This window comes from Ideonella flava, assembly GCF_051857595.1.
Taxonomy (GTDB): domain Bacteria; phylum Pseudomonadota; class Gammaproteobacteria; order Burkholderiales; family Burkholderiaceae_C; genus Ideonella.
Map to the genome: position 1 here is coordinate 662,492 of NZ_JBPZHD010000001.1, position 23,302 is coordinate 685,793.

Below are 23,302 nucleotides of genomic sequence, written 5' to 3' on the forward strand. Positions count from 1 at the left end.
ACGGGCCGCAAGCCTCAGAGAAACGTGCCGATGTGGTGGGCCGCGACGAGCAGCTCGTGATCCAGCGGGACCGGGCGGCTCCTGCCCGCCACGTCGCTCAAGGGCACGCTGCTGCAATCCGCGCCACGCAACACCACCATCCGCCCGAACCGCCCCTCGCGGACGAGCTGTGCGGCGTGGCAGCCGAAGCGCGTCGCGAGCACCCGGTCGAAGGCCGTGGGCGTGCCGCCGCGCTGCACGTGGCCGAGCAGCGTCGCCCTCACTTCGCTTTGCAGCTGCGGCTCCAGCTGCGCCTGCAGCCACGCCCCGACACCGCCGAGCCGCAGGGGATCCGGACTGCCTTCGAGGCGCGCCTTCACCGTGAACCCGTGGCCGGTCGCCTTGGCCCCCTCGGCGATGCAGATCAGCGTGTGACCCTCGCGCGATTCGCGTTCGCGGCAGAAGGCGACGAGCGCCTCCAGGTCGAAGGACAGCTCCGGGATCAGGATCGCATCGGCGCCGCCGGCCAGGCCGCCTTCCAGCGCTATCCAGCCGGCGTAGCGGCCCATGGTCTCGGCGATCATCACGCGGCCGTGGCTGCGGGCCGTGGTCGCCAGGCGATCGAGCGCCTCGGCCACCACCGCCACCGCGCTGTCGAAGCCGAAGCTGCGATCGTTCTCGGGCAGGTCGTTGTCTATGGTCTTGGGCACGCCCACCACCGGCAGCCCCAGGCGGTGGAAGCGCTCGGCGATGGCCATGGTCCCGTCGCCGCCTATGGCTACCAGCGCGTCGAGCTTCAGCACATCGACCGCGTAGAAGAGGGCCTGGGCCGAGCGGTCCACGCCGTCCACGTCCCTGAAAGGATCGCAGCGGTTGTGGGTGCCGAGGATGGTCCCGCCCTCGGCGAGGATGCCGCGCACGGCCGCCGGCTCCAGCGGCCGCGAGGCGCCATGCAGCAGGCCCCAGAAGCCGCGCTGTATGCCGGTGACCCTCGTCTCGTCGCTGGCCAGCGCCAGCGTGACGGCGCGGATCACCGCATTCAACCCGGGGCAGTCGCCACCACCGGTCAGCAGTCCCACATGCATGTCAGACCTCCTTGCCTGGTGCCCGCCGACCCATCGCAACACTCGAGGAAAAGCCATGTCGTTTGCGCGGATCCGGCTTTGCCGGTCCGCTGCAAAAGCCCCCTCGGGGGGGAAGCGACTGGGAAGGAGCGTGGGGGCTCCATTCAATGCGGCAGGTCGCCGATCCAGCTGGCGACGTCGGCCTTGAGCTGGCGGATGTCGGCGTCGCGGGTGTACATCATGTGGCCGGCGCCGTAGTAGCGGTGGGTGATGCGGCTGCGCACCTCGGCCGGGATGTCGAGCTGGTCCAGGCTCCAGTCGGTGGCGCTGTAGGGCGTGCCCAGGTCGAACTGGCCGCTGGCCACGAAGACCGACAGGTGCGGCAGGCGACGCAGGGCGCGGGCGAGGTCGGGGCTGGTGCAGGTGAAGCTGTTGCCCTGCGCCTCGCCGCGGTTCCAGTTCCAGGCCTTGTGCGCCTGCAGGGACATGGGCACGTAGACGCGCTCGATCGCGCCCTCGGCCGCGCCTATGCCCAGCGTGCCGCGGAAGTAGTCCATCGCGGCCATCGTGTACGGCGCCGACAGGGCGTCCATCGACGGGTCGAACTCCCACTCGCGCTGGCGATCCAGGCCCAGCGGACCCGCCACGCGCGCATCGAGGCGGCCCAGCACCTGGCCGCGCTCGCGCAGCAGCTCCTGGAAGTAGCGGTCGTCGCGCACCCTCAGGTTCATGTGCTCCACCACCTCGGGGGCGAGGCCGATCAGCTCGCCCACGCGACGGGCGATGCGGCTGCGCTCCTTGTCCGACAGCGACGAGCCGCGGTGCAGCGCCGACAGGTAATCGCTGTGCACGAAATCCAGCGCGGCGCTGCGGGCGGCGTCGGCGGACTCGGCGTGCGGGCCCTTGAGGCAACCGTGGTACTGGGCCGTGCCGGCGAAGGCCGGCAGGTACAGCGCATAGGGCAGATCGTTGCGAGGCGAGAAGAAAAGCGATTGGATGTCCATCGCGCAGGACACCAGCACCAGCCCGGCCAGCGCGACCCCTTGATCGCACAGCTTCTCGGCAATGATGGCCGCGCGGGTCGTGCCGTAGCTCTCGCCGCACAGGTAGACCGCAGAACCCCAGCGCCGGTGCCGGGTGAGCCAGGCCCGGATGGCCTCGCACAGCATTTCCGCGTCCCCGTCGACGCTGAAGGCCTTCTTGCGCACCTCCTCGCTCGCCGTCAAGGAGTAGCCGGTGTGCGGCGGGTCAAGGAAGACGAGATCGAAATGCTCGAACCAGGACAGCGGGTTGTCCTCCACGCGGTACGGCGGCGCGGGCATTCCGCCGTCGTCGCGCACGCGCACCCGCTTCGGCCCCAGGGCGCCCAGGTGCAGGAAGATCGAGGCGGCGCCCGGCCCGCCGTTGAAGGCGAAGCACACCGGACGGTTCGCTGCGCCCTCCCCTTCGAGCTGATAGGCCGCCGTGAAGAGCGCGGCATCCGGCTCGCCCAGCGTCTCGCCGAACGCTGCCGAGCGTACCGGCACGAAGCCGGCATCGACGCGGTAGGCCATGGCCTTGCCGCCCAGCGTGACGCTGCCGGTGCTGCGCGCCGGGGCCTCCGCCAGGGCGGCATCGACGGCCGCGCGCTGGCGCTTGTGGGCTTCTTCTTTCTCGGCCGCGGTGGCGGGCTTGGTCATGTCGGGCATTTGTTGTCTCCGTGGGTGGGCTCGTGGCCCGATGAGAACGAGAGAGGCCGGCCTTGGTCAGGCGGCCGGACCTTGAAAAGCATGGGCGCGGTACGTCAGCACCAGCGTGTCGCGGTATCCGCTGCCGCCGGCCTGCAGCGGCTGAATGGGCGTGGACTCGTGGATCACCTTGGCGTCGTCGAGCCAGAGGGTGGCGAAGGGCTCGGTCAGCGTGAAGCGCAGGCCCTCGCGGCCATCCGCTGCGAAGACGCGCGTCTCCGCGCCCTTGATGCCCTCGCGCGCGACCAGGGTCACGCCGACGAGGTCGACGCCGTCGCGGTGGGCGCCCTCGGGCGTGGGCCGGCCTATGCCGTCGGTCGTGTCGATGCGGAACATGTGCGCCTCGACGTACCAGCGCTGCGCCCCGCGAATGGCATCGGCCCGCCGCGCTCCGACGCAGAGGAAGCGCGCCCAGAGCGGGTCGGCCACCAGCGCCTCGGGCAGCGGCTCGAAATGGCGCTCGATGCCGCCGTGCAGCGCGTTGTATTCGACCGGTTGCCAGTGGGCCCGGTGCGGTTGTGGCAGCACCTCGTCGCCCTCGACGATGAAGCAGCCATGGCGCCGCCGCCGGTAGCGGCCGCCGTCCTTGAGGTACAGGTCGGGCGGCAGCTCGTCCCACAGCGACAGCCAGCGTGCCAGGCCGGACGCCGGCTCGCCCAGCGTGTCGCCGAGGTCGCGCGCGCCCAGCACGCAGAAGCCGAGTTCAGCCAGGGCAGCGTCGAGCTCGCCGGGCCGGCACAGGGGGGGAGGCAGCAGTTGCATGGTCCGATTGTTCACCAGGTGTCGAGCAGCCCGCGGCGCGCGGGCAAGGGATGGGCGGCCGCCACCTGCAGGCCACGGGCCAGCCAGGCACGCGTCTCGGCCGGGTCGATGACGTCGTCGATCTCGAGGTGGCTGGCCATGTTGATCGCCCGGCCGCGCGCCATGTGTTCAGCCACCAGCCTGTCGAACAGGGCCTGCCGACCCTCGCCGGCGGCATCGAGCTCCTTGCGGAACCCCAGGCGCACCGCGCCTTCGATGCCCATGGCGCCGAACTCGGCGCCGGGCCACGCGGCGGTCGCCACGGGCGCATGGAAGTGGCCCGCCGTCAGCGCCATCGCGCCCAGGCCGTAGCCGCGCCGCAGCACCACGCTGAAGACCGGCACGCGCAGGGCCGCGGCATGGACGAACAGGCGCGAAGCGTGGCGCACCATCGCCGTCGCCTCCGAGGCCGGGCCGACCATGAAGCCGGGCGTGTCGACCAGCGTGACCAGTGGCAGGCCGAAGGCATCGGCCAGTTGCATGAAGCGCGCGAGCTTGTCGCAGGCCGGTGCGTCCAGGGCACCGGCCCGGTGGCGCGGATGGCTGGCGGCCAGGGCCACCGCGCGGCCCTCGATGCGCACCAGCGCCGTGATCACGCCGGGGCCGAACTCGGCCCGCAACTCCAGCACCGAGCCGATGTCGGCCAGGGTCTGGATGATCTTGCGCGGGTCGTACAGCGCGTTGCGGTTCTCGGGCAGCGCGTGGCGCAGGCTGGACTGATCGGCCACCTCGCCGGGGGGCAGCGCGCCCTGGAAGTAGCCGAGGTAGCGCTTCGCCGTGGCCACCGCTGCCGCTTCGTCCGGCACGCGCACGTCCACCACGCCGTTGGGGCCGAGCACCGACACCGGCCCGACCTCCTCTGCCGCGACCCGGCCCAGGCCGCCGCCTTCGATCATGGCCGGGCCGCCCATGCCGATCGAGGCGGACTCGGTGGCGATGATCACGTCCGAGCAGCCGAGCAGCGCCGCGTTGCCGGCGAAGCACCGTCCGCCGACGATCCCGACGCGCGGCACCTGGCCCGACAGTGCCGCCCATCGCGCGAAGGTGGTGCAGTCCAGCCCGGCGACGATGGGCCAGTCCACGTCGCCCGGCCGGCCGCCGCCGCCCTCGGCGAAGAGCACCACCGGCAGCTTCAGGCGGCCGGCGATCTCCAGCAGCCGGTCGGCTTTCATGTGGTTGAACACGCCCTGGGTGCCGGCGAGCACCGTGTAGTCGTAGGCCATCACGGCGCAGCGAGCGCGCTCGGGGCCGAAGGCAGCGGCGTTGACGGTGCCGATGGCGGTCACCAGGCCGTCGGCGGGCGTCTGCGCGATCAGCTCGTCCAGCGGGCGGCGGCTGCGCTGGGCCGCCACGGCGTGCGCGCCGTACTCGGTGAAGCTGCCGGTGTCGAGCAGGTCGGCCAGGTTCTCGCGCACGGTACGGCCGCCGGCAGCATGTCGGCGGGCCACGGCCTCGGGCCGCGCGGCATCGGCGAGGGCTTGGCGACGCAACGCCAGCGCTGCCAACTCGGGATCGGAGGCCGGCGCTGAACTCTCCGCCGCCGACTCGACCGCCTCCACGGCCGGCGCCGGTTCGAACGACGCGAGCACCTCGCCCTCGCCCACCGTGTCGCCCACCGCCACGTGCAGCGCCTGCAGACGGCCGGTGAAGGGCGCATCGACCGGCACCTCCATCTTCATGGACTCGATCAGGATCACCGGCCTTCCGGCGGCCACCGGCTGGCCCGGCGCGGCCTCCAGGGCGATCACGATGCCCTGCACCGGGGCGTGAAGATTGACGCTGGCCATGGGCCGATTCTGGCCTGACCGCCGGTAGACTCGGCCGCCGCGGGGCGCAGTGGAGCGCCCCATCTGCTCTTCCTCCCATGCCGTCCGCCCCGCCGCCGCAAGATCCCAGCTTCGACCTCGACCAGCTGCACCTGGCACTGGACATGTCCGAGGTCAGCATCTGGCGGATGGACATCGCCACCGAGCGGGTGCACGCCAATGCGGCGGGGTTCCGTGTGCTCGGGCACGAGCCCCGCACGCAGGGCTGGACGGTGGCGGAGATGATGCAGCTCATCCACCCGGACGACCGGGAGGCGGTGGTCGCCTCAGCCCACCAGGCGAGGGTGGAGAAGCGCCCGGTGGAGCTGCTGGTGCGCTTCCGCCACCAGGACGGCACCTGGCGCCGCATGCTGACCCGCCGGGTGCCCATCCGCGATGCCGCCGGCCAGTTGCTGGCCTTCTTCGGCATGGCCATCGACGTCAGCGAGCGCCTGCGCGCCGAAGAGCGGCTGCGCGACGCTAACGAGCGAATCGCCCTGATCGCGCGCAGCACCGGCATCGGCACCTGGGAATGGGACCTGCCCGAAGGCCGCAGCCGGTGGGACGATCAGATGTTCCGCCTGCGCGGTCTGACACCGCGCGCCACGGCGCCGGCCTTGGACGAGATGACCCAGTACGTCCATCCGGACGACCGCGAGCGCGTCAACCGGCAGATCCGGCAGGCGGCCGCGGGGGGCGAAGCCGCGCAGTACGAATTCCGCGTGTGCTGCCCCGACGGGCAGGTGCGCTGGCTGGCCTCGCGTTCCCTGCCCGTGGTCGACGACCAGGGCCGGATCGTCCGGCGCCTGGGCGTGAACTGGGACATCACCGCCAGCCGCGAAGCCGAGCAGGAGCGCCAGGCCGCCGCGCTGGCCCAGCGCGAGAGCGAGGCCAAGTCCGAGTTGCTGGCGCGCATGAGCCACGAGCTGCGCACGCCGCTGAACGCGATCCTGGGTTTCAGCGAACTGCTGCTGGCCCATGGCGAATCGATGGATGCCGCGGCGCGCCAGGCGCGGCTGGAGCACATCCAATCTGCCGGGCGCCACCTGCTGGCGCTCATCAACGACGTGCTGGAGCTGGCGCGGCCCGGTGCCGAGACGGCGCATCCGCTGGGTCCCGTGGCCCTGGAGCGGCTGCTGGGCGAGACGCTGCCGCTGGTCGAAGGCGCGGCGGCCGAGTGCGGCGTGAGCGTGCGTCGCGAGCCCTGTCCCGCCGGCCTCGCGGCCTGGGGTGACCCGCTGTGGCTGAAGCAGGTGCTGCTGAACCTGCTGACCAACGCGGTCAAGTACAACCGCCCCGGCGGCTGGGTCGACCTGAGCGCCAGGGTGATCTCTTCCACCCGCCTGTGCATCACCGTGCGCGACAGCGGCCACGGCATGACGGCCGAGGCGCTGGCCCGCGCCTTCGAGCCCTTCCAGCAGGCGGCCGAAAGACAACCCGGCGTTCCTGGCGTGGGCATAGGCCTGGCGGTGGTGAAGACGCTGATGCAGCGGATGGGCGGGGCCGTGACGGCACGCAGCACGCCGGGCCAGGGCAGCGAGTTCGAGCTGTGGCTGGACAGGCCTGCGGCGCCTGCGAGGGCCACGGCCGCGCCGGTGCCGAGCCCAGGAGAAAAGCCGCCGGCCACCAACGGCCACGCCCCGCTGCTGCTCTACATCGAGGACAACCCCGTCAACGTGATGATCGTGCAAGAGCTCGCCCATCGCCGGCCCGGCCTGCGCTTCCACAGCGCGCCCGACGGCGACAGCGGCCTGCGGCTGGCGGCCGAGCTCGCCCCCTCGCTGATCCTGCTGGACATGCAACTGCCCGACCTGCACGGACTGACCGTGTTCGAGCGCCTGCGGCAGGATCCGCGCACGCTGCACATCCCCTGCATCGCACTTTCCGCCAACGCGATGCCCGAGGACATCCGCCAGGCGATGAACTGCGGCTTTGCCGACTACTGGACCAAGCCGCTGGACTTCACGCTGTTCAACCAGGTGATGGACGGGCTGATCCGCCGCCAGCATCCGCCGCCCGCCACGGCAGATTGACGACGACCCGCAGGCCCGGCTCGGCGGCCTCGAAGCGCAGGCTCCCGCCATGCGCCTGCGCCACGAGGCGGCACAGGTAAAGCCCCAGCCCGACGCCGCCGGTCGCGCGCTGCCGCGCGGCGTCGGCCCGGTAGAAGGGCTCGGACAGGTGGGCCAGCAATTCCGGGGCGACGCCGGGGCCGTGGTCTCGCACGCTGAGGGTCAGCGTGTCGCCGTCCCAGCGGGCCGCCAGCTCCGGCGGCTGGTTCGCTTCGCCACCATGCCGCAAAGCGTTGTCCAGCAGGTTGCGCAGCAGCAGGGTCAGCCGGGTCTTGTCGACCTCGCCGGGCGGCAGCTCGGGCGGCAGCTCCACGCGCAAGGCGCGGCCGGCGAAGGCGCCGGTCTGCAGACCCTGCACCAGCGCCGCGAGATCGGTCGGCTCCCGTTGCAACGCGGCGTGGGGCTGGGCGAGGCGTTCGCTCTCGAGCAGGCTGGTGACGAGGTCGCGCATCTCGGCCAGGTCGCGCAGCAAGGCATCTCGCTCGGCGCTGTCGGGCACCAGCTCGGCATTCAGCCGGGCCCGCGTCAGCGGCGAACGCAGCTCGTGGCTGATGGCCAGCAGCAACGCGCGCTTGGCATCGAGCATGCCGGAGAGATCGGCCGCCATGGTGTTCACCTGCTCGGCCAGCTCGCCCAGCTCGTCGCGCCGGCGCAGCCGGATGGGCTGGCTGAAATCGCCGCGGCCGAAGCGCTCGACGCCGGCGCCAATCTCCTTCAGCGGGCCGAACAGGTGCTGCGCCAGCTTCCACGCCAGGCCGGTCAGCATCAGCAGCACCCCCAGCGTCAGCCAGCCGATCATGCGGGGCCGCTGCATCCAGGCCTGCGGATCCAGGCCGAAGCGGATGCGCGTGCCATCGGCCGTGTGGCGCACCAGCAGCTCGTGAGGGTGGTGTGCAAAGACGGGGTTGGGCCCTTCGGGCGCCGAGCGCCAGTGGACGTTCGGCCCGTCGATCTCGATCACCACCGGCAGGCGTTCGGCCAGCGCCTGGGCCCGGGCGATGTCGGGCGGGTCGCCGAGGTCGTGGGCCAGGCGGTCGACGTAGTCGGCCACCAGCGGCTGGATCACCTCGCGCCAGCCGGTGCTGAAGGCGCGCTGCATGCCGAACATGAAGGTGCCGCTGATGGCCAGGGCCAGGGCGAAGAACAGCACGATCAGGCGCAGGCCGAGCGAGTGGCGCATCTGGCGGTGCCACCTTCGGTGCCAGGAAAGGATGTTGGCCCCTCCTCCGGCGGCAACGCCGGACGATGATCCCCCGGCGCCGTGGGTCATTCGTTCGCCCCTGGGCCTGCCGCCGACCCCGCTGGCCCCGCCGGCGCGGCGGCGAAGGCGTAGCCGGCATTGCGCAGGGTCTTGATGCAGTCCAGCGGCTCGAGCTTGCGGCGCAGGCGCGAGATCAGGATGTCGACGGCCCGGGTGGCGAGGTCCGCCTCGTGACCGCGCAGGCGGTTGAGGATCTCGTCGCGGCTGAAGACCTTGCGCGGCGTGCCGGCCAGCAGGGCCAGCAGCTCGAACTCGGTGCCGGTCAGCTCCACCACTTCACCGTGCCGGCGCACTTCGCGCCGGGCGAGATCGATGGCGATGCCGTCGAAGCGCAGCTCGTCGGGCGAGGCGGGCGCGGGCGCAGCACGCTGCCGCCGCAGCAGGGTGTGCAGCCGCGCGGCCAGCTCGCGCGGCTCGAAGGGCTTGGCGAGGTAATCGTCCGCGCCCAGCTCGAGGCCGGCCACCTTGTCCGGCAGCTCGCCGCGCGCGGTGAGCATGATCAGCGGCAGCTGGGCCGCCGCGCCGGGGCCGTGGCGGATGGTGCGCAGCAGCTCGAAGCCGTCCATCTCGGGCAGCATGACGTCGAGGATGGCGGCATCGAAGCGCTGGTCGCGCAGCATGGCCAGCCCGAGGCTGGGCCGGCCGGCCCAGGCGAGCTCGAAGTCGAAGCGCTTGAGGTAGGCGGCCAGCGGCGGCGCGAGATGCTCGTCGTCGTCGATCAGCAGGATGCGGGGCATTCGGGGATGGTCTCATGGCCGAGGCGCGACACGCGCGCGCCCCGGCCACCGGTCTTCTTCACCAGTGGATCTCGCGCCGGGCCCAGCGGGCACCGAGCACGAACAGCGAAGTGGAGAGCACCGTGACGACGGCCAGCGCGATGGCCAGCGCGCGGGCGTCGGCCAGCGGCGCCCCTTGCGCGGCCACGCACAGTGCGGCCAGCATCAGCAGGCTCACGCCACGAGCCAGGGCTTGTCCCGCCTCACGCGGGACCTGCGTCGCCCACAAGGCCCACAGCGCGATCGCGGCCAGGGCGGCGGTGCTGATCGCATGCCAGGCGACCCAGCCGCCCGCTGCGGCCGGCGCGGTCGCGTCGAGCAGCAGCGCCGGCCCCGCCAGCATGGCGATCGCCGCCGTCATCAGGCTGCGGCCGACCGGGCGGTGGGGCCACCCCGCGCCGGCCCCAGGCGGCGTGGGTGGCGTGGCCGGGGTGGAACGAGGCGGCCACATGGTCGTCACCCGTGCATGCGGTTCCAGCCGTGGTGACCGCCGCGCGACATGAAGTCACGCAGCTTCTGCTGCTGCTCGGGGCGCAGGCTGTCGTAGAAGGTCGAGACGGCAGCGATCACGGCCGGGCTGGCGGTGCGCACGGCCTCGGTCTTCTCCAGCACCAGGCCCTGGGCCTTCGCGGCGTCGAACTTCTCGCCGGCAAACAGGCCTTGCAGTTGCTCGCGCATGTTGGACGCACCGCCGGCCATCATGGATTGGCGTTGCGCGTGCAGCGTGTCGGCCAGCGCGATCAGGTTCTGGCGCTGGTTGGCATCGAGCGAGAGCTCGCTGGTGGCACGGTCGATGATCTTGTCGCGGAACTTGGCCGCGTCGGCTTCGCTCATCTGGCCGCCGTGCCAGCCGCAGCCGCCCATGCGGGCGTTGCTGGCGAAGGCCATGCCGCCGAGCGCGACGCTGGCGCCGAGGGCGGCGATGAGGGTGTTCTTGATCCAGGCTCTCATGGTGGGCTCCGGGTGTCGTGTTGAGGTGGCGCCATCGTGCGGCGCGCTCGCCGGGCCGTCCTTTCGTCGCCGTATCGGCGTGTTTCGTTTCTTGTCAGCCGAAGCGGCCGTGCAGGAACCAGCCCGGCTCGCCGGCCGGCGGCGCCGGGCGCAGGCGGTAGATCCACAGCAGCGCGCCATCGGGCTGCTGGGCGATGAAGTAGTCGCGGCAGACGAGGTCGCCGTCCCACCAGCCGGTCTCGATGCGCTCGGGGCCGCCCAGCAGGTGCAGCGGCTGGCCGCAGAGCCAGGGGCGCGAACCGCGCTCGGCCAGGGCCTGCGGCTTCGGCAGCAGCCAGGTGGGTCGCGTCAGCCGGTGGCCGGGCAGCGGCGGCAGGGGGCCGGCGGCGGGGTGGCCGGTGACGGCCTCGCGCACGCTGGCACGCTCGGGGCGGTGATCGGCCTGCACGGCCAGGCGCTGCACGGCTTCGGCCCCGAGCCGGGCCTGCAGCCGCTCGACCAGGCGCATGAGGCCCTCGCGCTGGCCCGCCAGGCTGGGGAAGAGCTCGCCGTCCGGAGGCGGGCCGAGCACCGGCTCGTCGCACTCCAGGCCGAGGGTGTGGACCGGCGCGGCCAGCGGCTCGCGCGCCAGACGCTCGCGCAGCACGGCCTGCAGGTGGCGGGCCTCGCCGGTCGGCTCGGCCAGGGCGATCTCCAGCCGACTGACGTGCGCGCCGGCCTCGCCCTGCGAACTGGCGCGCAGCCGGCTGTCGTGGTGCAGCAGCAGGGTGAAGCGCTGCACGCGCGCATGCCGGGCCTGGGCCCAGGCCAGCAGGCGGATCAACAGGACCTGCGCGCCGCCGATCAGCGCATCGGCGTGGTCCGCCCGGGCCCACAGCTCCGCCTGGCCGTGGAAGCGCAGCGGCGGCAGGATCGGCTCCAACGGATCGGACGCGCTGCCCCAGGCCCGATCCAGCGCCGACAGCAGGCCCGGGCCGAAGCGCCGCGCCAGGCCGCTGCGCGGCTGCCGGCGCAGGTCTGCCAGCGTGCGCAGGCCCATCGCCTCCATCTGGGCGGACGCTGCCGCTTCCGGCGCCAGCCAGGTGGCCGGCAGGGCGAGCAGGCGCTGGTGCAGCGAAGCCCAGGCCGGATCGGAAGAGCACAGCGGCGTCCGGGTCAGCTCGCGGGGCGGCGCAGGGTCATCGCCTGCCCGCGCCAGGAGCAAGGCGCCGAGCGCCGTCGGCGCATGGGCGCGCTGGAGGCGATGGCCGAGCGGGCCGAGCGCTTCGGCCATGCGCTGCCAGAGCTTGAGCGGGCCACCGAAGCAGCGCAGGCTCGCCTGCACTTCGGCCAGGACGCCGTCGGGCGGAACCGGCACCACGGTCGGAGTGAAGGCCAGCCACGCGTGCGCCACGGCCAGCAAGGCCTGGGCGTCGCGTGGCTCATCCGCCGCGCCCAGCACCAGCTCGGGCGCCAGCGCCAGCGCGGTGGCGCGCTTCATGCCGGGCGCCACGCCCTTGGCTGCCGCCGCCGGATTGGCGGCCACGATGCGGTGCTGCTCCTGCAGCGCCACCGGCTGGGCGGCGCGCTCCGGCCCGATCAGGGCGCAGAAGGCCTCCAGCGACAGCAAGGGAAGGTGCAGGCCGATCCAGAGCATGGCAAGCGAAGCAGACGCACGGCGAGACGATGCTCAGCGGTGAGGCACGGCGGCGCCCGCAGTCACCGAAGACCGCCAGGCCACCACCGGCAGCCGGCGCGCCGCGGCCAGCGCCCGCTCGGACAGCACCGGCGAAAGCGACAGGCGCAACGGCTGCTCCATCGCCGGGCCGCGGCGCTTGACGATCTGCAGCGCCAGCTCATCCCCGCCCGCAGGCTGCAAGACGAGCCGCAGCGGCGCCGGGCTGGGATGGGCCTGCGCGGCCATCTCGCGCAGCAGGAAGGCCGGCCCCTCGTGGGCTTGCGCCGCCAGCTGCAGGCGGCGCAGAGCCTCCGCCCTCGCGTTCATGCCCGGCCAGGCGAGCACCGCCCCGGCCTGGCCGCTGCGCAGCGTCTGCTCCAGGGCCCAGCAGGCTCCGGACTCTGACGGCCCCGCCCCGCGCCGGGAAGCCTGGCCGCGCGCGGATCGGGCCGGCCCGGCCGCACGCGAGCGCACAACGAGGCACTGTGCCGGCGGCCAGCCCAGCTCGGCCAGCGCGACGGCATTGATCTCGGCCGGCGGGTCGAACAGCATCACGCTGCGGCCCGCCCTCGCCAGAGGCACCAGCACCGGCGCCAGCAAGCGCAACTCGCCGACCCCGGGCTCGCGCAGCAGCAACTCGGTCAGCACCCGCACCGGCCAGCCTCCCCCGGGCAGCTCGGCATCGAGTGCAGGAAAGCCGCTGGACAAGGTCCCGGCGCCGGCCGGGCCTCCTCGGCCGGCCTGGGCCCGCCAGACGGCAGGATGCAGCGCACTCGGCTCGGCCAGCAGCTCGGCCCGGCCGGGGGGCATGTGGCCGGTGGACGCGCGGCCGGCTGCCTCGGCCGAGGCCAGTGGCACGGGCCGCGAAGGCACGAAGAGCGGTGTGAAAGGCAGGGCCATGATACTGTGTATTTATACAGCATCGTAGGCCTGCCGCTCGTCCCGCTCAAGCGCGATCCGAAAGACCCAGCCGAGGTCTCGTGCAAGATGCACGGATGCCTTTCCCGCCCTCCGCACCCTGCCCCTGCGGCCGCCTCGGCCCCGATCGCCGGCCCCTGGCCTACGCGGCCTGCTGCGGCCGCTGGCACCAGGGTGAACCAGCCCCCGACGCCGAAGCCCTGATGCGCTCACGCTACTCGGCCTATGTCCTGCAGCTGGGCGACCACCTGCTCGCCAGCTGGCACCCTTCCACCCGCCCGACGGCGATCGAACCCGATCCGCCCGGACTGAAGTGGCTGGGGCTGGAAGTCCGAGGCCAGGCGGTGCAGGATGCCGACCACGCCACGGTCGAATTCGTCGCCCGCAGCAAGCTCGGCGGCCGCGCCCACCGCCTGCACGAGACCAGCCGCTTCGTGCGCGAGCCGGCGGGCCCCGAGGGCCGCTGGTTCTATGTCGATGGCGACCTGCACTGACCATGCTCCTCTACACCAACCCCCAGCACGCCCGCCACGAGGGCCGCCACGAGATGTTCCGCGGCCAGCTCGTGCCCTGCCACGAAACCCCGGCCCGGCTGCAGCACGTGCTGTCAGAGCTGGAACGCCGCCCCATGGGCGAGCTGCGCGAACCGCCACCGATCCCCCGCGCCACGCTGGAGCGCGTCCACTCGGCGCGCTATCTCGATTTCCTGCGTGGCGCCTGGAGCGAATGGATCGCCCTGGACCCCGCCAACGCGGCCGTCGACGCCCTGCCCTCGGTCTGGCCCATCCGCGGCTTCAGGGACGACGTGGAGCCGGCCAACTTCGCCGCCCGCATGGGCCTGTACTCCTTCGACAGCGGCACACCCCTGACCGCCGGCACCTGGGCCGCGGCCGAAGCGGGTGCCGCCTGCGCCGTGGCTGCGGCCAAGGCCGTGATGGGAACGAGCGCCGAGCGCGTGGCCGTAGCCCTGACCCGCCCGCCCGGCCACCACGCCGGCGCGGACTTCTTCGGCGGCTACTGCTTCCTCAACAACGCCGCGCTGGCGGCCCAGGCCCTGCGCGACGGTGGCGCGAAGAGGGTGGCCGTGCTGGACGTGGACTACCACCACGGCAATGGGACGCAAAGCCTGTTCTACGAGCGGCCCGATGTGCTGACCGTCTCCATCCACGGCGACCCGCGAACCGAATACCCGTTCTATCTCGGCCATGCCGACGAGCGGGGCGAGGGCGATGGCTTCGGCCACAACCTCAACCTGCCCCTGCCCGCCGGCACAGGCTTCGCCGCCTGGCGCGCCACGCTGATGCAGGCGCTGGAGCACATCGGCCACTACGGCGCCGAAGCGCTCGTCATCGCCCTGGGCGTCGACACCTACGAGGGCGACCCCATCTCGCGCTTCACCCTGGCCAGCGCAGATTACCTGCAAGTGGGCCGTGACCTCGCTTCGCTGCGCCTGCCCAGCGTCATCACGCTGGAGGGCGGCTACGCCGTCGCAGCGATGGGGGTCAACGTGGTGAACGTGCTGGAGGGTTTTGTCGCGACCTGAGGCGTCTTCAGGCCACGAACTCCTGGCGCACCTTGGGCGACATCAGGCGGCGGATCACCCAGGCCAGACCGGCGCAGGCGAGGACGGTGACCACGCCCGACAGCACCCTGGCCACGGGAGCGGATCCACCCGACAGGCCCAACGCATGGAAGCGCAGCGCTGATTCGGCCAGCGTGGCATCGACGAGCGATTGCACGAAGGCGTGCTGCAGCCACAGGCTCGCGAGGTTGGCGGCCAGGGCCACGCCGACCAGGCCGATGAAGGCGCGGCGGGCCCACTCCAGACGCATCAGCAGGCCGACCGCCGCCACCAGCAGCGCCACCGAGATGATCATCCCGCCCCCTATGGCCCAGGGCAGCGAGCGCAGCAGCACGCCGCTGTCGGCCGTCATCGGCTCGGCCTGGACCAGCGCGTCCAAGCCCGGCGCGAAGGAGGCGAGCGAAGCCTGCTGGATCACGCCGAAGGCACAGGCCACGGCGGCCAGCACGATGGCCGCCCAGGCGGTGAGGGTGACGAAGAGCGATCGGTATCCGAGGTAGTAGGTGGTGGGCATGGCAGTCTTTCGGTGCAGGCGCATCATGGCGACTGCAGATGTCGGGCATTTTTCAGGTCGCAACCAGCGGTGTCATTCCCTCGTAAGGGGGGACTCCCCTAACCCTCAGGATGAATCGGCTGCCCTGCGTGGCGCGTGACCCACAGCGCCTGTGTGCGGAGCTGCAAGAACGATCGATGGACCTGCCACTGCTGTATCGCGACGATGACCTCCTCGTCATCGACAAACCCCCCGGCCTGCTGGTCCATCGCAGCGGCCTGGACGCCCACGAGAACGACACCGTGCTCGATCGACTGCGCGCGCAACTCGGGCGAGGCGAGACCGCCACCCTCGCGCCGGCGCACCGTCTCGACAAGGGAACGTCCGGCGTGCTGGTCCTGGCCTTCCATGCAGACGCCGCACGGCGGCTCGGGCAGGCCTTCGAGGAGGGCCAGGTGAACAAGCGTTACCTCGCGCTGGTTCGCGGCTGGCCAGCGGAAGCCATCGACCTTGACCATCCCCTGGCGCGTGATCCGGAACAACCGAGCGTGGGCCAACCTCGTCTGCCGGCCCGAACCTTGTTCCGGCGCCTGGCGCGTGTCGAATGGCCCTTTGCCGTCGACGCGCGCCACCCGGCCTCGCGCTATGCACTCGTCGAAGCCACGCCGCTGAGCGGCCGCCGGCACCAGATCCGCCGCCACCTGAAGCACCTGGCCCACCCCATCGTCGGCGACGCCACGCACGGCAAGGGACCACACAACCGCGCAGTGGCCGCCTGGCTGGGCGTCTCGCGCCTGTGGCTGCACGCCGCCGAGCTGCAGCTGCCGCATCCGGCCAGTGGCGACCTGTTGCGTTTCGTCGCCACGCCCGGCGCCGAATGGCAACGGCTGTCCGAGCGCGGCCCGTGGCTGGAGTCACCGCCTTCGAACGTCATCGGCTAACCTCGCCGGCCCACTCCACCGCCGCGACGACGAGCATGGACGACACCATTCCCGGCCCCGATGGCCGCCCGCGCTGCCGCTGGTGCGCGGCCGCCCCCGAGTTCTTCGCCTACCACGATGCCGAATGGGGCTTTCCGGTCGCCGATGACCGGCGCCTGTTCGAGAAGCTCTGCCTCGAAGGCTTCCAGTCGGGGCTGAGCTGGCGGACCATCCTCGCCAAGCGCGAGAACTTCCGCGCAGCTTTCCGCGGCTTCGACGCCGACCGGGTCGCCCGCTTCGGCGAGCGTGATGTCGAGCGGCTGCTGCAGGACGCCGGCATCGTGCGCCACCGCGGAAAGATCGAGGCGGTGATCAACAACGCCCGGCGGGCGCTGGAGATGGTGGAGCGCGAGGGTTCGCTGGCCGCCTTCTTCTGGCGCTTCGAGCCTTCCGGCCGCGATGCCTCCTCCGCCTCGCAGACGGCCGAGTCGGTGGCGATCTCGAAGGAGCTCAAGCGCCGCGGCTGGCAGTTCGTCGGCCCCACCACCGTCTACGCGTTCATGCAGGCGATGGGCCTGGTCAACGACCACGCCGGGGCCTGCGTCATCCGGCCCGCGGTCGAACGCGCGCGCCGGACGTTCGAGCGACCCGGCTAGCCGAACCGCACGGCGTGGACTGGCGGCAGATGCCCGAAGGCGTGCCGCCAACTGTCACCGCCATCGCTGCTGGCCCAGAGTTGACCGGTGGTGCTGCCCATGAGCAGGTGCTCGCCTTCCGGCGCGATGGCCAGGCCGTGCCGGTAGACGAGGTCGTAGCAGTCCGCTTGCGGCAGGCCCTCGCGCAGTTCTTCGAACGTCCGGCCGCCGTCACGCGTGCGCTGCACGGCCAGGGCTGCGCCCACCGGCACGCGCTGCTGGTCGGCCACGCCGGGCACGAACCAGGCGGTCAGCGGATCAGCCGGGTGAGCGACGACCGCGAAGCCGAAGTTCGACAGCGGCGCCGTGGTGATCTCTTCCCAACGCTGCCCGTTGTCGTCGGTTCGCCAGATGCCGTTGTGGTGCTGGCACCAGAGCACGTCGGGCTGGGCGTTGCAGCGGGCCACGCGGTGCGGATCCTGCACGGCCGGATCCTCGGCCCGCTCGGGCGGCATGTAGGCGGCGCGAAGGCCCGCGCCGCGCGTGGTCCAGGTCTGCCCCGCGTCGGCGGTGTGCCAGATCCCGGCACAGCTGAGCGCGAGCAGCCACTCGTCGGGGTCGGCGGGATGCGGGCAGATGGAATGGATGCCCGGCACGTCGTAGCCGCCGCCGAACCACTCCGGGCGCCCGGGCTGGTTCCACAGCGGCAGGTTGAGCTGCCAGCTCGCGCCGTCGTCCTCCGAAACGAACAACCCACCAGGCAGCGTGCCGGCCAGCAGGCGCGAGCCCGCTCGCTCCAGCACCCAGATCTGCACCAAGTTCCAGGCCGGTCCCGGCGCCCCCTCGGGCTGCGGCGGATAGGCTGGCGCCGGAAGCTCGGACCAAGTCTCGCCCGCATCGTGGCTGGCGTGCAGCTTGACGCCGAAGTGGCCGAGGTTGAGCGCGGCCAGCATGCGGCCCTGGTCGTCCGGCGGCAGCATCGTGCTGACCGGCTCGCCGAGAAAGCTGGTGCGCGCGATGCGCCAGGCCGAGCCGGAGCGGCGCAGCTCGAACAGGCCCTTGCGGGTCGCTACCCAGGCGCGATCGGTGGTCATGAGAGTCATCCTCCGGACAAGGCTTGCAGCACGTAGACCGTGCTCGCGGGTTGCAGGGCTTGGTCCAGGCGAACGCGTTCGTGGCAGCGCTCGCCGTCGATGAAGACCACCACGTTGGCGCGCAGCGCGCCCTGGTCGTCGAGCACATACCCGCGCAGCAGCGGGTTGCCGGCGAAGGCGTCTTCCAGCGCCGAGCGCAAGGTGCGGGCCTCGCTGCGGACCTCCGGCACGGCGATGAAGCGACGCAGCTGGGGCGTGAACTGGATGGTGGGCATCGCGGGGCATCATGGCCATCCGGCGCCCCTGCAGCAAGCGAGACGACCCCAATCCCCCGAAAGCCGGAATGAACCCGCCTCGACGAAGGACAGGACGGGCCGCAGACAATCGCGCCCCTTCCCCACGTCTGCGCTGACGCCCGCCCCATGCCGACTGGCCTGCTCGCCGCCGCCTTGTCCTACGCCCTGTGGGGCCTGTTCCCGCTGTACTTCCGCCAGCTGGCCGAGGTGCCGGCGCTGGAGATCGTGTTGCACCGCTCCGTCTGGTCGCTGGTGTTCGTATTGCTGCTGCTGGCGGTGATGAAACGATGGGCCTGGCTGGCCGATGTGGCTCGGCAGCCGCGCACCCTGGCCATCTTCGCGGCGAGCGCGCTGCTGCTGTCGAGCAACTGGCTGATCTACGTCTGGGCGGTGAACAACGGCCGGGTGATGGAGGCGAGCCTGGGCTACTTCATCAACCCGCTGGTCAACGTGGTGCTGGGCATGGTGTTCCTGCACGAGCGGCTGCGACCGGCGCAGCGCTGGGCCCTGGGCGTGGCGGCCGCGGGGGTGGCCTGGCTGACCTGGACGGCCGGCGTGCCGCCGTGGATCTCTCTGGCGCTGGCTTTCAGCTTCGGGCTCTACGGGCTGCTGCGCAAGACGGCCCCGCTGGGCGCACTCGAAGGGCTCGCGCTGGAGACCGCCCTGCTCGCGCCGCTGGCCATTCCGGCCCTGGCCTGGTTCAGCCTGCACGGCGGCGCGCTCCAGGGGGCCTCCCTCGGCACCTGGGCCTGGCTGCTCTTCGCCGGCCCGCTGACCGCCGTGCCCCTGCTGCTGTTCGCCTTCGGCGCCCGCCGCGTCACCATGGCCACGCTGGGCCTGCTGCAGTACCTGGCGCCGACCATCCAGTTCGCGCTGGCGGTGTGGCTGTTCCACGAGCCGCTGAAAGCCGAGCGCCTGATCGGCTTCATCCTGATCTGGATCGCTCTCGCCCTCTACAGCGCCGAGTCGATCTGGCGCCTACGGCGTACAGCAGCGACACCGGCCTCGGCCTGACCACAGACGGCGGCAACCAGCGCGGAGCCTTCGAAGGCACCCTGCCGGCCGACGGGCCGGCCCTCGTCAAACAAGCCAGAGCCTCCCTCTCGGAGGGAGGCTGGTGCGAGCCCACTGCATGCTGGAGCCCCTTCTTGGAGGGGGCTGGAGGAGCCCCATGTTCCATCGGATGGAAGTGGGCGGCAAATGCCGCCCGCTTCTATCCGATATCTTCATGGAGGCAGAGGATGTTGCCCTCGGTGTCCTCGAACCACGCGGCCTTCTCGGAGCCCAGGACGCACACGTGGTTGACTGTCTTCAGGCCCGGCAGGTCGTAGTCGGCGAAGGTGACGCCGCGGGACTCGAGCTCGGCCACCGCGCGGCCTATGTCCGGCACCTTGAAGCTCACGGCGGTGTGCTCGGCCTTGGTGCCCTCGGGCTTGGGGAACAGGGCCAGCTCGGTGCCGCCGGCGCGGTAGATGAACTTGCCGTCGGGCCGGGCGCCGAGCGGCGTCAGGCCCAGGTACTGCTCGTAGAAGGTCCTGGCGCGGGTGAGGTCCTTCACCGGCAGCAGGCAGGTCACCGGGGCGTCGTCGAGCAGGGCCATCGCGTCCTCCTGCGCGCCGTCGCGGCGCGCCAGCTGTTTTACGCCGGCGCCGTGGCGCCGTAAAGCTCAGCGAAGGTCGCCGGCCAGGCTGGCCAGCGTGTCGGGCGGGATCGCCAGGTGGGCCGGGTAGTGCGTGTGGTCGCAGCCCAGCTTCACCCCGGCACCGGCGCGCACCGCCTCACGCGCGACAGGCGGCAGCTCGAAGCGCAGGAAGTGGACCGAGGAGGTCTTCTCCTCGTTCTCGCGGTCCAGGTCCTCGTCGGCGATGGCGTAGACGCGGGGCTGGCCCTCAACCTCGACGAACATGCGGTCCTCGACCCCTATCAGCCGCGCCAGCTCGCGCTTGCGCTCGTTCGGGTCGGGGTACTCGATCAGCATCGTCGCCTTCCAGTTGCTGCCATCGGGCACCAGCGGAGCGTAGGCGTCGATCTCGGCCTGGATGCCCTGCTCGTCGAAGATCTTCTCGATGTGCAGCATCTCCTGGATCTGGCGGCGGATGGTCTGCTCGTCCTCGAACTGCAGCGTCATGTGCTCGCCCAGGTGCACGCTGCGCAGCCGCCGATGGGCGATGACCGCGGGCCGGTCGGTCTTGCGGATCCTGGCGTAGGCCTCGAGCGTGAGCAGGCTGTCGGGGGTGATGGTCATCGCACGGATTCCTTGTTCACGAAAGTCCGTAGGCCTGCCGGACGAGCGAGAGCGGGTGCTGCAGCGCCTTGGCCGGCGTGCCGGCAATCGCCATGCCCTGGGCGATGTGGTGGCCGGCCAGCGCGCAGTCGCTGCTGATCACGTCGGGCTCGTCCTTGGCCATGGCCTTGAAGACCGGGCGCCCGATCTTCAACGCCACCGGGTGGTAGGGGGTCTTCACGCCGTAGGTGCCGGCGTGGCCGGAGCAGCGTTCCACGGTGTTGAGCTGCACGTTCACCGTCTGGCCGATCAGCTTGAACATCTCTTCCGTCTTGCGGCCTATGTTCTGCACCCGGCCGTGGCAGGGGATGTGGTAGCTGACCTTGCCCAGCGGCCGCTTGAAATCGGTCTTGAGCAGGCCGTCCTTGTGGCGGGCGACGAGGTACTCGAAGGGATCGAACATCGCCTCCTTCACCGCCTGCACTTCGGCATCGTCGGGGAACATCAGCGGCAGCTCCTGCTTGAACATCAGGGTGCAGCTGGGGATGGCGCTGACGATGGCCCAACCCTCGCGGGCATAGCGGGCGAGCACCGGGATGTTGGCCTGCTTGTGCTCGGCCACCGAGTCGAGGTCGCCCAGCTCCAGCTTGGGCATGCCGCAGCACTTCTCCTTCTCGACGATCTCGTACGGGATCTCGTTGTGGGCGAGCAGCTTGAGCAGGTCGTGGCCGATGCCGGGCTCGTTGTAGTTGACGTAGCAGGTGGCGAAGATGGCCACCTTGCCGGGCGTTCGCTGGCCGTTGCGGACGGCTTCGCCGTTCGGCTTGCGGTTCTTGGCGCCCCAGCGGAAGCGCCAGGTCGCCAGTTCGGGCAGCCACGCCTCGGGATGCACGCCGAGTGTCTGGTCGAGCACGCGGCGCATCGGCCGCGTCCGGTTCACCGCATTGACCACCTGCACGACGACGGGGATGCCGGCGAACTGGCCATGCACGTCGGTGGAGGCCAGCAGCTGCTCCCCCTTGCCCACGCCGCCCTTCTTGAACTTGATCGCCTTGGCCCGCAGCATCAGGTGCGGGAAGTCCACGTTCCACGGGTGCGGCGGAACGTAGGGACACTTGGTCATGTAGCAGAGGTCGCACAGGTAGCACTGGTCGACGACCCGGCCGTAGTCGGCCTTGGGCACGCCATGCACCTCGCCATCGTCGGTGGCGTCGACCAGGTCGAACAGCGTCGGGAACGACTGGCACAGGCCCACGCAGCGCCGGCAGCCGTGGCAGATGTCGAACACCCGCTCCATCTCCTTCTCGCAGGCGCCCTCGTCGTAGTAGGCCGGGTTGCGCCAGTCGATGGGATGGCGGGTCGGGGCTTCGAGACTGCCTTCGCGTTGGGCCATGCACGCTCCTGCTCAGGAATCCGGTGAAGCGCAAGCGAACCGGGGGGCCCGAGAGCCCCCCGATCGCGGGTTGCGCATGACAGCGTCGGAAATTCGCTCAGTCCACCAGTGCGTCCAGCGCCTTCTGGTAGCGGTTGGCGTGGGAGCGTTCGGCCTTGGCCAGCGTCTCGAACCAGTCGGCGATCTCGTCGAAGCCTTCTTCGCGCGCCATGCGGGCCATGCCGGGGTACATGTCGGTGTACTCGTGCGTCTCGCCGGCGACGGCGGCCTTGAGGTTGTCGCGCGTGGCGCCGATAGGCAGGCCGGTGGCCGGGTCGCCCGAACCATGCTCGAGGAACTCGAGATGGCCGTGGGCGTGACCCGTCTCGCCTTCCGCCGTGGAGCGGAACAGCGCCGCGATGTCGTTCTGGCCCTCCACATCGGCCTTGCTTGCGAAGTAAAGGTACCGGCGGTTGGCCTGCGATTCGCCGGCGAAGGCGTCCTTCAGGTTCTGCTCGGTCTTGGAACCTTTCAAAGCCATGTTGAGCTCCTCTGAGTCAAGGGGGTGACGGTGGCCGGTCGGCGGCAGCCAGACGGCTCGCCTGCGACCCTAGCGCGCGGCCGGGGCCTTGGCAACTCAAATGCGTCAATGCGCGGCATAGGCCTGCGCTATGCAGATGCGGGGGAACCCTGAGCTCAACGCAGGCCGAGCAGCCGGAGCGCGAGGTCATGCAGGCGGCCGGAGGGGTCCGCCAGGTTGCGCAGAAGGCTGAAGTGATGGTGGCCGACCAGCGTCTCGCAAACCGGCACCGCGGTGGGGCCCCACTGGTCGCGGATGAGCTGGTTCTGGCGGCGGAACTCCTCGCTCTCGTCGCCGCCGACCACCGCGTAAAGCGGGCGCCTCGGCCGCGGAAAGAAGACCGGCGACAGCCGCCGCACGCTGGCCGGCGTGAGCTGCAGATCGCGCTGCAGTGAAGGGGCCAGGCGAAGCGGCTCGAGGTCGTACAGGCCGGAGATGGACAACGCGCCCTGCAGCGGCAGCAGGGGCAGCTCGGCCTCGACCTCCTTCCAGCGGCAGCAAAGCAGCATGGAGGCCAGGTGGCCGCCGGCCGAGTGGCCGACCAGCGCGATGCGCGACGGATCCGCGCCGTGCTCGGCTGCGTGCCGCGCGACCCAGGCGATGACTCGCGTCATCTGCAGCGCGATCTGCTCGATCGTCACCGCCGGGCACAGGCTGTAGCCGGGCACGACGACCGCCGCGCCATCGGCCACGAAGGACGGCGCGATGAAGCTGAAGTCCGACTTGCCGAAAGCTCGCCAATAGCCGCCGTGGATGAAGACGAGCACCGGAGCGCCGGAGCGGGCTGCCGGGAACACATCGAGCCGTTCATCGAGGCCTTCGCCGTACGGCACATCCAGCGTGCAGCGCGACTGCTCGCGCGCGAGCTGCGAAGCGGCGCGCCAGCCCTCGAAGATCGCCGGGTGGTCGGGCACGCGGCCACGGTTGTCGAACTGCTCGTCCAGCGACTGCGGATCGGGTGGGCTCATGCCTGGGGCTCCGGAATCTTGCTGCTAGAATTCAAAGCTTAGTGGGGACGTAGCTCAGCTGGGAGAGCGTCGCGTTCGCAATGCGAAGGTCGGGAGTTCGATCCTCCTCGTCTCCACCAGATACCCG

General features: G+C 71.4%; 23 protein-coding genes, 1 tRNA gene and 1 pseudogene. 7 read left to right on the forward strand and 18 right to left on the reverse strand.

The window, feature by feature from the left end:
- Window positions 1-14: 14 nt before the first annotated feature.
- From ACS5PM_RS02935 to ACS5PM_RS02950, 4 genes and pseudogenes are all read right to left on the reverse strand, one after another.
- Window positions 15-1,064: a 6-phosphofructokinase gene (locus ACS5PM_RS02935; RefSeq protein ID WP_439385230.1), complete on the reverse strand. Its 1,050-nt coding sequence runs from the start codon at window positions 1,062-1,064 to the stop codon at window positions 15-17.
- Between the two features lie 143 nt (window positions 1,065-1,207).
- The gene (locus ACS5PM_RS02940) at window positions 1,208-2,731 is read right to left on the reverse strand and encodes a S10 family peptidase (RefSeq protein ID WP_439385232.1); all 1,524 of its coding nucleotides are present in this window, start codon (window positions 2,729-2,731) and stop codon (window positions 1,208-1,210) included.
- A 57-nt stretch (window positions 2,732-2,788) separates the two neighbouring features.
- Window positions 2,789-3,532, reverse strand: coding sequence for a 2OG-Fe dioxygenase family protein (locus ACS5PM_RS02945; protein ID WP_439385234.1), 744 nt, complete (start codon window positions 3,530-3,532; stop codon window positions 2,789-2,791).
- An 11-nt stretch (window positions 3,533-3,543) separates the two neighbouring features.
- Window positions 3,544-5,349: pseudogene (locus ACS5PM_RS02950) on the reverse strand (carboxyl transferase domain-containing protein); the annotation flags it as partial.
- An 86-nt stretch (window positions 5,350-5,435) separates the two neighbouring features.
- On the opposite strand from ACS5PM_RS02950, the gene ACS5PM_RS02955 reads away from it, so the two are divergent.
- The gene (locus ACS5PM_RS02955) at window positions 5,436-7,409 is read left to right on the forward strand and encodes a hybrid sensor histidine kinase/response regulator (RefSeq protein ID WP_439385236.1); all 1,974 of its coding nucleotides are present in this window, start codon (window positions 5,436-5,438) and stop codon (window positions 7,407-7,409) included.
- Here ACS5PM_RS02955 and ACS5PM_RS02960 read toward each other — a convergent pair.
- From ACS5PM_RS02960 to imuA, 6 genes are all read right to left on the reverse strand, one after another.
- Window positions 7,348-8,628: an ATP-binding protein gene (locus ACS5PM_RS02960; protein WP_439385239.1), complete on the reverse strand. Its 1,281-nt coding sequence runs from the start codon at window positions 8,626-8,628 to the stop codon at window positions 7,348-7,350. The two genes, ACS5PM_RS02955 and ACS5PM_RS02960, sit on opposite strands and share 62 nt — an antisense overlap.
- A gap of 86 nt (window positions 8,629-8,714) precedes the next feature.
- A complete protein-coding gene (locus ACS5PM_RS02965; protein WP_439385241.1) occupies window positions 8,715-9,446 on the reverse strand; it encodes a response regulator transcription factor in 732 nt (243 codons plus the stop codon).
- 58 nt (window positions 9,447-9,504) lie between these two features.
- Window positions 9,505-9,936, reverse strand: coding sequence for a hypothetical protein (locus ACS5PM_RS02970; RefSeq protein ID WP_439385243.1), 432 nt, complete (start codon window positions 9,934-9,936; stop codon window positions 9,505-9,507).
- Window positions 9,937-9,941: 5 nt separating this feature from the next.
- On the reverse strand, window positions 9,942-10,436 hold the full coding sequence (locus tag ACS5PM_RS02975; RefSeq protein ID WP_439385244.1) for a Spy/CpxP family protein refolding chaperone: 495 nt from the start codon (window positions 10,434-10,436) through the stop codon (window positions 9,942-9,944).
- 94 nt (window positions 10,437-10,530) lie between these two features.
- Entirely contained in the window at window positions 10,531-12,072 is a 1,542-nt protein-coding gene (locus tag ACS5PM_RS02980; protein ID WP_439385246.1) for a Y-family DNA polymerase, read from the reverse strand.
- A gap of 33 nt (window positions 12,073-12,105) precedes the next feature.
- Window positions 12,106-12,993, reverse strand: a complete 888-nt coding sequence (gene imuA / locus ACS5PM_RS02985) for a translesion DNA synthesis-associated protein ImuA (RefSeq protein WP_439385248.1) — start codon at window positions 12,991-12,993, stop codon at window positions 12,106-12,108.
- Window positions 12,994-13,088: 95 nt separating this feature from the next.
- On the opposite strand from imuA, the gene ACS5PM_RS02990 reads away from it, so the two are divergent.
- Window positions 13,089-13,505: a YchJ family protein gene (locus ACS5PM_RS02990; RefSeq protein ID WP_439385250.1), complete on the forward strand. Its 417-nt coding sequence runs from the start codon at window positions 13,089-13,091 to the stop codon at window positions 13,503-13,505.
- Window positions 13,506-13,507: 2 nt separating this feature from the next.
- Window positions 13,508-14,554, forward strand: coding sequence for a histone deacetylase family protein (locus ACS5PM_RS02995; RefSeq protein WP_439385252.1), 1,047 nt, complete (start codon window positions 13,508-13,510; stop codon window positions 14,552-14,554).
- A 7-nt stretch (window positions 14,555-14,561) separates the two neighbouring features.
- Here ACS5PM_RS02995 and ACS5PM_RS03000 read toward each other — a convergent pair whose 3' ends face one another.
- Window positions 14,562-15,107: a hypothetical protein gene (locus ACS5PM_RS03000; protein ID WP_439385254.1), complete on the reverse strand. Its 546-nt coding sequence runs from the start codon at window positions 15,105-15,107 to the stop codon at window positions 14,562-14,564.
- 176 nt (window positions 15,108-15,283) lie between these two features.
- Here ACS5PM_RS03000 and ACS5PM_RS03005 point away from each other — a divergent pair, with 176 nt between their 5' ends.
- Both ACS5PM_RS03005 and ACS5PM_RS03010 read left to right on the forward strand, forming a co-directional pair.
- Window positions 15,284-16,027: a pseudouridine synthase gene (locus tag ACS5PM_RS03005; RefSeq protein ID WP_439385256.1), complete on the forward strand. Its 744-nt coding sequence runs from the start codon at window positions 15,284-15,286 to the stop codon at window positions 16,025-16,027.
- Window positions 16,028-16,062: 35 nt separating this feature from the next.
- Entirely contained in the window at window positions 16,063-16,662 is a 600-nt protein-coding gene (locus ACS5PM_RS03010; RefSeq protein WP_439385258.1) for a DNA-3-methyladenine glycosylase I, read from the forward strand.
- Here ACS5PM_RS03010 and ACS5PM_RS03015 read toward each other — a convergent pair.
- On the reverse strand, window positions 16,659-17,735 hold the full coding sequence (locus ACS5PM_RS03015) for a WD40/YVTN/BNR-like repeat-containing protein (RefSeq protein ID WP_439385260.1): 1,077 nt from the start codon (window positions 17,733-17,735) through the stop codon (window positions 16,659-16,661). The genes ACS5PM_RS03010 and ACS5PM_RS03015 overlap by 4 nt on opposite strands.
- Window positions 17,736-17,740: 5 nt before the next feature.
- Window positions 17,741-18,010, reverse strand: coding sequence for a MoaD/ThiS family protein (locus ACS5PM_RS03020; RefSeq protein ID WP_439385262.1), 270 nt, complete (start codon window positions 18,008-18,010; stop codon window positions 17,741-17,743).
- A gap of 147 nt (window positions 18,011-18,157) precedes the next feature.
- On the opposite strand from ACS5PM_RS03020, the gene rarD reads away from it, so the two are divergent.
- The gene (gene rarD, locus ACS5PM_RS03025) at window positions 18,158-19,045 is read left to right on the forward strand and encodes an EamA family transporter RarD (protein ID WP_439385264.1); all 888 of its coding nucleotides are present in this window, start codon (window positions 18,158-18,160) and stop codon (window positions 19,043-19,045) included.
- 199 nt (window positions 19,046-19,244) lie between these two features.
- Here the strand turns inward: rarD and ACS5PM_RS03030 are convergent, their stop codons facing one another.
- The 5 genes from ACS5PM_RS03030 to ACS5PM_RS03050 form a co-directional block, all read right to left on the reverse strand.
- Complete coding sequence (locus tag ACS5PM_RS03030) at window positions 19,245-19,631, reverse strand: VOC family protein (protein WP_439385266.1); 387 nt, start codon at window positions 19,629-19,631, stop codon at window positions 19,245-19,247.
- Between the two features lie 66 nt (window positions 19,632-19,697).
- Window positions 19,698-20,276 carry a DUF3501 family protein gene (locus ACS5PM_RS03035; RefSeq protein WP_439385268.1) on the reverse strand — a complete coding sequence of 193 codons (579 nt, stop codon included), beginning with the start codon at window positions 20,274-20,276 and terminating at the stop codon, window positions 19,698-19,700.
- Between the two features lie 16 nt (window positions 20,277-20,292).
- Complete coding sequence (locus ACS5PM_RS03040) at window positions 20,293-21,648, reverse strand: (Fe-S)-binding protein (RefSeq protein ID WP_439385270.1); 1,356 nt, start codon at window positions 21,646-21,648, stop codon at window positions 20,293-20,295.
- Between the two features lie 97 nt (window positions 21,649-21,745).
- Complete coding sequence (locus ACS5PM_RS03045; RefSeq protein ID WP_439385272.1) at window positions 21,746-22,168, reverse strand: rubrerythrin family protein; 423 nt, start codon at window positions 22,166-22,168, stop codon at window positions 21,746-21,748.
- A 155-nt stretch (window positions 22,169-22,323) separates the two neighbouring features.
- Window positions 22,324-23,175 carry an alpha/beta hydrolase gene (locus tag ACS5PM_RS03050; protein WP_439385274.1) on the reverse strand — a complete coding sequence of 284 codons (852 nt, stop codon included), beginning with the start codon at window positions 23,173-23,175 and terminating at the stop codon, window positions 22,324-22,326.
- A gap of 43 nt (window positions 23,176-23,218) precedes the next feature.
- Here ACS5PM_RS03050 and ACS5PM_RS03055 point away from each other — a divergent pair.
- Window positions 23,219-23,294, forward strand: a tRNA-Ala gene (locus ACS5PM_RS03055).
- Window positions 23,295-23,302: the final 8 nt, after the last annotated feature.